The following is an 8487-nucleotide window of genomic DNA, read 5'->3' as shown; positions in this document are numbered from 1 at the left end:
ATAGGGGCCCCGGCCAAACACATCCACCCAGCCGGGCACACCCACCAAAAGACCCGGGCTGGAACAGAGCCGCCACGCAAAGACCGGGCTGTGCAGAGCAGGCCCCACCGCGCGGCAGCCGCCCACCGGCGGTGGGCGGCTGCCGGAGCGGGTCAGACGTTGGTGATCTCCGCGATCAGCGCGTCGACGTCGAAGAAGTCGCCCTCGGCGCCGAGCGGCACCAGGTCGGCGGTGGCATCGAGGAAGTCCTGCACGGCTTCGAGGTCCATCACCAGCAGCGCGTGGCCGTCGGGGGACTCGATCTCCATGACCAGCGCGTCGCGGGGCCCGGAGAACTCCGGGGCGAGCCGGACGTCGCCCTCGCCGACCGGGCCGCGCATTCCCTCGACCAGCAGGTCCCTGGCGAAGACCCACTCGACCCAGTGGTCCGCGTCGGTCTGGAAGGCCGTTGCGACGGTGAACGGCTCGTCGGCGCGGTAGCTCCACCGCGACCGGACGGGGGTGGTGCCGCCGTAGAGGGAGATGAGCTGCTCGGAGTGCTGTGCGTCCCTGTTCATCTCGCTGGCCTCCAGTCCGTTCGTTCGCGTCGGTTGTGCGAACCTTCAATCAAGAGAACGCTCCGCAGCGGCTTTCGTGATTCCTTTTCCGGAACGTTCACGCTATCGGGGTATACAGTTCCCATCCATACCGATCCTGCGGGTAATCCGCCTCACTTGCTTACCCCCTGTGACGCAGCGCGGACCCCATCCGGGTGATGGATGGGGTCCGCGTCGGGTCTGGCTCGGGGCCGGATCAGATCAGGCCGAGGCCCTTCACCGCGTCGCGCTCCTCGACCAGCTCGGCGACCGAGGCGTCGATGCGGGCGCGGGAGAACTCGTTGACCTCCAGGCCCTGGACGATCGAGTACTCGCCGTCGGCGCAGGTGACCGGGAAGGACGAGATGATGCCCTCGGGGACGCCGTAGGAGCCGTCGGACGGGATGGCCATCGAGGTCCAGTCGCCCGCCGGGGTGCCCAGCACCCAGTCGTGGACGTGGTCGATGGCGGCGTTGGCGGCCGAGGCGGCCGAGGACGCGCCCCTGGCCTCGATGATCGCCGCGCCGCGCTTGGCCACGGTCGGGATGAACGAGTCGGCCAGCCACGCCTCGTCGTTCACCAGCTCGGCGGCGTTCTTGCCGTTGACCTCGGCGTGGAACACGTCGGGGTACTGGGTGGCGGAGTGGTTGCCCCAGATGGTCAGCTTCTTGATGTCCTCGACGGTGACGCCGAGCTTGGTGGCGAGCTGCGACAGGGCGCGGTTGTGGTCCAGCCGGGTCATCGCGGTGAAGCGGCCCGCGGGGACGTCCGGGGCGTGCTGCTGGGCGATCAGGGCGTTGGTGTTGGCGGGGTTGCCCACGACCAGGACCTTGATGTCGGACGCGGCACCGGCGTTGATCGCCTCGCCCTGGGGCTTGAAGATGCCGCCGTTGGCCTCGAGCAGGTCGCCGCGCTCCATGCCCTTGGTGCGCGGGCGGGCGCCGACGAGCAGGGCCACGTTGGCGCCGTCGAAGGCCTTCTTGGCGTCGTCGGTCACCTCGATGCCCGCGAGCAGCGGGAAGGCGCAGTCGTCGAGCTCCATCGCGGTGCCCTCGGCGGCCTTGACCGCGGCCGGGATCTCCAGCAGCCGCAGGTTGACCTTCGTGTCGGGACCGAGCAGGGCGCCGGAGGCGATGCGGAACAGCAGGGCGTAGCCGATCTGACCGGCCGCGCCGGTGACGGTGACGTTGACGGGTGCCACTTGGCAAGTCCTCCCGATGGGCAACAGACGGATGAGTCGTCGGGTCGACCACGCGGCAGTTCTGCCCTGTCAGCAGCGTCGCCCGGCGGGGGCGAGGCTACCAAGCCCGCCCTGGTCGCAGCCCCGCGCGGTGAGCAGGGTCTCGGCACCCGGATTCGATCTCTATCGGGTGGTTCTGCGCCGACAGGCCCCTGGCCTGCGCGAACCCGCGGCGCCCGGCCCCGACCATGGTCGTCGAGGGGTGGGCGACAGGGCGGGAGCCGATGGGGTTGCGGGAACCGGACTCGACGGTCCGGCTGGAACTGCTGGGCGAGGAGCTGCGCGCGCACCGCGAGCGGGCCGGGCTCAGCCTCGCCGCCGTGACCGCGCAGGTGGGGATCAGCACCTCGAAGCTGAGCCGGATGGAGAACGGGCGCAGGCCGCAGCGGCTGGACGACATCGCCGCGCTGCTGACCGCCTACCGGGTGCCGCACAACCGCCGCGAGGAGCTGGTGGCGCTGGCCAGGGTGGCCGCCGAGCCGCCGGTGCGCCCGGAGCAGGTGTCCGGCCGGTTCGCCACGCTGCGGGTGCTGGAGGGCAAGGCGGCGATGCTGGTCGACGTGGCGCCCACGGTGGTGCCCGCCCTGTTGCAGACCGTGCCGTACACGCAGTCGGTGCTGCGCGAGGTCTACATGCTCGACGACCAGCGGGTGGAGGAGTACACGGCGAGCCGCATCCACCGGCAGGCCGTGCTGCGCAAGGACAAGCCGCCGCGGTTCTTCGCCATCGTCACCGAGTCGGCGCTGCGCACGGTGGTCGGCGGTGCGGAGGTGATGCGCGGGCAACTGCGGTACCTGCTGGAGGCGGGCGCCAAGGGCAACGTGTCGGTGCGGGTGGTGCCCGCCCTGGAGCACGGGCACCCGGCGCTGGCCGGGCCGTTCCAGCGGTTGCAGTTCGACCGGGGCCGCGCGGTGGTGCTGCTGGAGAGCCGCACGGCGGCGGTGTACCTGGAGGACCCGGCGGAGGTCAAGCACTACGACCGGGCGGTGGTGGAGCTGCTGAGCGCCGCGCTGGACGAGCGGGAGTCGGCGGCGCTGATCGAGAAGGTGGCCGGGTCGCTCAGCGGGTGAGCGGGCCGCCCTCGATGGTCATCGCCACCGCGATCACCATCGTCCCGAACCCGCCGTAGAGGAAGGCGTCGATCACCCGGCTGCGCACCGCGATCAGCCCGGCCTGCTCGTCGCGCAGCAGCACCCGCAGGCCCGCGGCGAGCAGCAGGGCCAGTCCGATCCAGACGGTCCCCTCGCGCCACGCGTACATGACGATCCGGACCAGGCCGACCAGCACGACCGCCAGCACCAACCCGAACGGCAGGTGGATGAGGGCGGGGTGTTTGCCGCCGCGCTGAGGGGCTCCGCTCACGAGATCATCCTCTCACCCGCGCGCGCCCGCCCGGCACGGCGGCCACCCCGGCGGCGACCAGGGTGAGCGCCACGCCCGCGACCGTGCCCGCGGCGATCCCGCCCGCGGACACGTCCAGCAGCACCGCGCCGACGAGCTGACCGGCCACCGCGCACAACCCGAGCACCAGCACCCCGATCGCGCGCACCGCGTAGACCGATGTGGACAGAGCGACCACGCCCAGCGCGCCGCCGGTGTAGAGGTGCCACTGGCCCGGCGGCGGGTTCGGCAACCCGCGCAGCGCCACGTCGACGACGCCCACCAGGACCAGCGCGCACGCGCCGACGGAGAAGTTGACCAGTGTCGCCAGCACCACGCTGCCCGACTCGTGCCTGACCAGCCCGTTCGCCGCCTGCGCCCAGCTCAGCGCGGCCCCGGCGAGGGCGGGCAGCAGGGCCGGCCACAGCTCCCCCGGTGAGCCGAAGCGGTCCGACACCGAGACCAGCACGGCCACCACGGTCAGCCCCGCGCCCACCGCCCTGGGCGCGGTGATCCGCCGGGGCTCCCCCGGCCCGAAGCCCGCCCGGTCGACGAACAGGCTGCTCACCACCTGCCCGGCGACCGTGGCCACGGTGAACACCGCGATCCCCAGCCCGGCCGCGGTCGTGCCCTGCGCGGCCACGAACGACGCGCCCGCGGCACCGCCGAGGCACTGCCACACCCGCAGCCGCCCACCGCGGACGGCCACCCGGAACCGGCCCGCCGCGGCCCGGCCCGACGCGGTGGCGACGACGGCCGCGGCGAGGATCAGCAGGCCGCCGAGGAAGGACACCAGCGCCGCGGCGACCCCGTCGCCGAGTGCGCGCCCCAGTTCCCCGTTGACCCGGCTCTGCACGGCCAGCGCGACCCCGCCGACCGCCGCCGCGGCGCAGCCGAGCGCGGTGGCGCGGCGGGTCAGATCCACCGGTGGCGCACGGCGTGCACGGCGAGCTGGAAGCGGGAGGTGGCGCCCGCGTGGTCCATCAGGCGCTGCAGGTGCCGGAACACGGTGCGGCGGCTGACCCCGAGCTGCCTGGCGATGGAATCGTCGTTGGCGCCCGCGGCGAGCAGTCCCAGCAGGCGCTGCTCGATCGGCTGCACCGGCGAGGACGCGCGGGCCCCGGCGTGCAGCGGCACCGCCAGCCGCCAGGACGCCTCGAACAGCCCGATCAGCGCGGAGAGCAGGCTGCTCGGCCGCACCACCAGCAACTGCCGGTTCACGTCGGCCTCGGCGACCGGCAGCGACACCGTGGCGAACTGCTGGTCGACGATGGTCAGCTTCACCGGGACCTCCGGCAGCACCCTGGCCTGCTCGCCCGCGGCCACGCACGGCTGGATGTTCTGCGCGTAGCGGCCGGGGTCCTCGATGGAGGCGCGGGCGTAGACGACCCGGTAGGTGACCTCGCCGCGGCCCAGTTGCTCCAGCTCGGCGTTGTTGACGTGCCCCTCGGTGAAGTAGGGCGGCGAGTCGAGCCTGCGGATCTCGGTGCGCGCGCTCAGCTCCATCTGCTGGATGCGCTGGGCGATGGCGGTGCCGGTGACGACCTCGATCAGGTCGTCGGTGCGCTGCGGGGAGATGGCGCGGCGGAAGGTGTCGTAGGCGTTGAGCGTGGCCACCCTGGCCTGCTCCAGCTCCGACTCCCGGCGGCGGCTGAGGATCTGCAGGCCGGACGCGGGCGGGACCGGGGTGATCACGCTGCCGTCGTCGCCGCCGGGGCCGACCAGGCCCGCGTCGAGCAGGGTGCGGACGGCGGCGCGCACGCGGTCGTCCGGCTCGGCCATCCCCTCGGCGATCTGCTCGACGGTCGAGGGGCCGGTGCGCAGCAGGTACGCGTAGCCGCGGATCTCGTCGTCGGGCAGGCCGAGCCGGGACAGGTGGGGGGCGAGGTCGCCGTCGGACATGAGCGCAAAGGCTGGCACAGATGAGACGGTGACACAAACGGGGACCTTGTCACTCGGTCAGGTGAGCTGCGTGCGGCGCTTGTCACAGGAGTGTGGACCGGGCGCGCGGGGGAAGCGGGGCGGCCCGGTTTCGGGATACCGTCGAGGCCGTAACCGACCCGTGATCCGCGCTTACCCGGAGCGCCCCCTCACCCTGCGTCATCGTCGCAGGCACGCACCCGAGGCCAGATCCCACCGTATGCCGAGTGCGAACCGGCAGGAGAAGATGTCACCGTGGCACAACCGACGCAGCTGAACCCGACCGAACAGGACGCCCTGGTCAAGCAGATCGGGCTGGCGTTGCTGCGGGCGGCGCCCGAGAACTGGAAGTCCATCGGGGTCGAGTACCGCGCCCTGGGCCGGTACACCGAGACGGCCGCGCGGGTGACGTTCCAGGACGAGACCGTGGAGCCGCTCCAGGTCGCCCAGGACACGGCCGCGCTCTTCGGCAGGCTGCGCGCCGGGATGTACCGCGAGGGCCGCGGCACCTGGTACAACGCCCGCTACCAGCTCGACCAGCCCTCGGCCTACAACCTCGAGTACGACCGCGACGAACCGCAGTGGCTCACCCCGCCGCCGCCCCCCGCCTACGCCGACGACCTGCGCACCTTCCCCCGCGACGAGGAGAACGTGCCGGAGTGGCTGGTCCGGCGGATGGCCGCGCTCAAGCCGCCGTTCCGGGTCGCCCGCATCTTCGACGCCCCCGGCCCGGACGGGCGCCCGTCGGTCAACCGGCCGCCGGTCGACGAGGCCGACCGCGAGGCCCTGCTGCGCTACCTCGACGGCGCGCCGCTGCCGCTGCCCGCCCGCGGCTTCGACACCGACCTGCTCGACGAGGAGGGCCGCCAGACCGTCCCGGTCGCCTTCCACACCGACGGCGCCTGGGTCTGGCCCGCCGCGGTCAACTTCTACCTGCGCAACCACGGCGTGCCGCCCGAGCCGGAACTGGTCGAACAGGCCAGGCGCGCGGAGTTCACCGTGCCCGAGGTGCCCGAGCAGGCGCTGGGCGCGGTCGCCGGGTTCCTGACCCGGGGCCCGGTCCGCCCGCCCCGACCGCCGGTGCGCCCCGGGGCAGGCGGTGCGCCGGGGCCGGTGAACGCGACCAAGGCGGAGGCGCCGGTCGGCGAGGCGCCGCCCGCCGCGCCCGCCCGGCCCGCTGAGGACCCGCGGCCCGAGGGCGCGCGGTTCGACGCGCCCGGCGAGGCTGCCGGGGGTTCGCGGCCGGACGCTGCGGCCGAGGGCGCGCGGTTCGGTGCGGACGGGGAAGCCCCTCGGTTCGACGCGCCCGGCGAGGCGGACCGGGACGAGGCACCGGCGCAGCCCCGGTTCGACGAGCCCGCCGAGAACGCCCGGTTCGACGCCGCGGGCGAAGCCGACCGGCACGAGGCGCCCGCGAGGCAGTCCCGCTTCGACGAACCCGCGGAGAACACGCGGTTCGACGCGCCCGACCAGCACGAGACGTCGGCGGGGCACTCCCGGTTCGACGAACCCGCCGAGAACACGCGGTTCGACGCGCCCGACGAGGCCGAGCGGCACGAGGCGCCCGTGGGGCGCTCCCGCTTCGACGAACCCGCCGAGGACACGCGGTTCGACGCCGATCGGGACGAGGCGCCCGCGGGGCGCTCCCGGTTCGACGAGCCCGCCGAGAGCGCGCGGTTCGACAGCGCGGACGAGGCGCCCGCGGGGCGGTCGCGATCCGGTGAGCCGGTGCCGTTCGGCGGGTCGGCCAACCCCACCCCGTTCGACGCGTTCGCCAACGCCTCCGTGGGTGCCGGGCCCGCACCGTGGGACCGGGCGCCCGCGACCGAGGAGCCGCAGCCCTGGTCGGGCGGCGGGCTGCCGGGGTCGCAGGACGCCGCGGAGCGGGTCGAGTCGGACAGCCCGGGTGGGCTGCCGGGTGCGGCGGGCCGCTGGGAGGAGCCGGGGGGCGGGCTGTTCGAGCCGAGCCGCCCGTCCGAGGGCAGGCGCGCGCGGCGCGAGGAGGCCGAGGAGGAGACCGGCGGCAGGCACGGCGGCGAGCAGCCGGAGCGGTTCCAGCCGGTCGAGCAGTACGCGGACGCCCCCGGGGGGAACCACTCCCAGGCGGACGACCGGCCCGAGGGGTCCCGGTTCGACACCGGGCAGGACGGGTCCGGCGCACGGGAGGACCGCTTCACCGCAGGCGGCCGGGCAGAGTCCGCGGAGGCGTTCCAGCAGGGTGACCAGACCACCCGATCGGGTGATTTCCAGCCCGAGACCGCGGCCGAGTCGATGCCCGACCACGCCACCGCGTTCCACCCGGGCGGCGACCGCGACCAGTCGAACGGCTTCCACACCGACGGCCCGGGGAACGAACGCCACCGGTCGGGTGACTCCCACCCCGGTGGTGACCACGCGGCGTTCCACACCGACGAACCGGGCGACGGCCGCGACCGACCGGCCGGGTTCCGGTCCGGCGCCGACCAGCCCCGGGACGACCGGGACGGCGACCGCGGGTTCGAGCCCGACGCCGGGTTCCAGCCGGACCGCGGGCGGTCGGAGGAGTTCCACGCGGGCATCGAGCAGACCCCCGCCCAGGACGACCGCTCCCGCCACGCCGTGGCGTTCAGCACCGACGACGACCAGGACGACGACCGCTTCCAGGCGGGCGGGTTCCGGCCCGGCGCCGACCAGCCCCCCGCCCAGGACGACCACTTCCAGCCGGGCGACGACGGGCACTTCTCGCCCCCCGGCAACGCGGACCAGGCCCCGTCGCAGGACGACCGGTTCCAGCCCGGCGACGACCGGTTCTCGACCGGTGCCCCCGGCAACGCGGACCAGTCCTCGCCGCAGGACGACCGCTTCCAACCCGCCTTCCAGCCCGGCGACGACCGGAACGGCCACTTCTCGGCAGGCGCCCCCGGCGACCCGGACCGGTCCTCGCCGCAGGACGACCGCTTCCAGCCCGCCTTCCAGCCCGGTGCCGGAGACGACCGGTTCTCGGCAGGCACCCCCGGCAACGTGGACCAGGACCAGTCCCAGGGCGACCGCTTCCAACCCGCCGCGTTCCGCACCGGCGACGACGAAGGCGGCCGGTTCTCGGCGGGCGCCCCGGGCAACGCGGACCAGGCCCCGCCGCAGGACAACCGCTTCCAGCCCGCGGCCGCTTTCCAGCCCGGCGAGGACCAGCGGCCGGGCGGAACCCCGGACGACCGGTTCCACGCGGGCGAACCCGACCAGACCGCCGCGCGGGAAGACCGCTTCCAGCCCGCGTTCACCGCCGATGAGCACTTCCGGCCGGAGACCGACCAGAACCCGGGTCAGGACAACCGTTTCGCCCCCGCGTTCCAGGCGAACGGCCAGCCCGGCGACAACGCGGACCAGCGCTTCCAG

General features: G+C 74.2%; 6 protein-coding genes and 1 pseudogene. 2 read left to right on the top strand and 5 right to left on the bottom strand.

Annotation, left to right across the window (positions count from 1 at the left end; all coding sequences use genetic code 11):
• Nucleotides 1-152 precede the first annotated feature (152 nt).
• Together UO65_RS13015 and UO65_RS13010 are read right to left on the bottom strand one after the other, a co-directional pair.
• Nucleotides 153-557, bottom strand: coding sequence for an SsgA family sporulation/cell division regulator (locus UO65_RS13015; protein WP_035282189.1), 405 nt, complete (start codon nt 555-557; stop codon nt 153-155).
• A 235-nt stretch (nt 558-792) separates the two neighbouring features.
• Entirely contained in the window at nt 793-1776 is a 984-nt protein-coding gene (locus tag UO65_RS13010) for a malate dehydrogenase (protein ID WP_035282188.1), read from the bottom strand.
• Between the two features lie 263 nt (nt 1777-2039).
• Here UO65_RS13010 and UO65_RS36725 point away from each other — a divergent pair, with 263 nt between their 5' ends.
• Nucleotides 2040-2885, top strand: coding sequence for a helix-turn-helix domain-containing protein (locus tag UO65_RS36725; RefSeq protein ID WP_035282186.1), 846 nt, complete (start codon nt 2040-2042; stop codon nt 2883-2885).
• Here the strand turns inward: UO65_RS36725 and UO65_RS13000 are convergent.
• From UO65_RS13000 to UO65_RS12990, 3 genes are read right to left on the bottom strand one after another with little or no spacing between them, the layout of a single operon-like run.
• A complete protein-coding gene (locus UO65_RS13000) occupies nt 2875-3177 on the bottom strand; it encodes a DUF3017 domain-containing protein (RefSeq protein ID WP_035282185.1) in 303 nt (100 codons plus the stop codon). The genes UO65_RS36725 and UO65_RS13000 overlap by 11 nt on opposite strands.
• A 4-nt stretch (nt 3178-3181) precedes the next feature.
• Nucleotides 3182-4120, bottom strand: coding sequence for a DMT family transporter (locus UO65_RS12995; protein WP_052021121.1), 939 nt, complete (start codon nt 4118-4120; stop codon nt 3182-3184).
• The gene (locus UO65_RS12990) at nt 4111-5115 is read right to left on the bottom strand and encodes a helix-turn-helix transcriptional regulator (protein ID WP_233427556.1); all 1005 of its coding nucleotides are present in this window, start codon (nt 5113-5115) and stop codon (nt 4111-4113) included. The genes UO65_RS12995 and UO65_RS12990 overlap by 10 nt, the downstream gene beginning before the upstream one ends.
• 255 nt (nt 5116-5370) lie before the next feature.
• On the opposite strand from UO65_RS12990, the pseudogene UO65_RS33275 reads away from it, so the two are divergent.
• Nucleotides 5371-8487, top strand: a pseudogene (locus tag UO65_RS33275) (hypothetical protein); the annotation flags it as partial.

This window comes from Actinokineospora spheciospongiae (assembly GCF_000564855.1).
In the GTDB taxonomy this organism is placed as follows: domain Bacteria; phylum Actinomycetota; class Actinomycetes; order Mycobacteriales; family Pseudonocardiaceae; genus Actinokineospora; species Actinokineospora spheciospongiae.
The sequence above is the reverse complement of the archived record's forward strand: the minus strand, read 5'-3'. Positions and strand labels throughout refer to the sequence as shown.

What these genes read in the sequence shown, in the direction of transcription:
- UO65_RS13015 (WP_035282189.1), bottom strand. Translation starts at nt 557, where the DNA reads ATGAACAGGGACGCACAGCACTCCGAGCAGCTCATCTCCCTCTACGGC.
- UO65_RS36725 (WP_035282186.1), top strand. Translation starts at nt 2,040, where the DNA reads ATGGGGTTGCGGGAACCGGACTCGACGGTCCGGCTGGAACTGCTGGGC.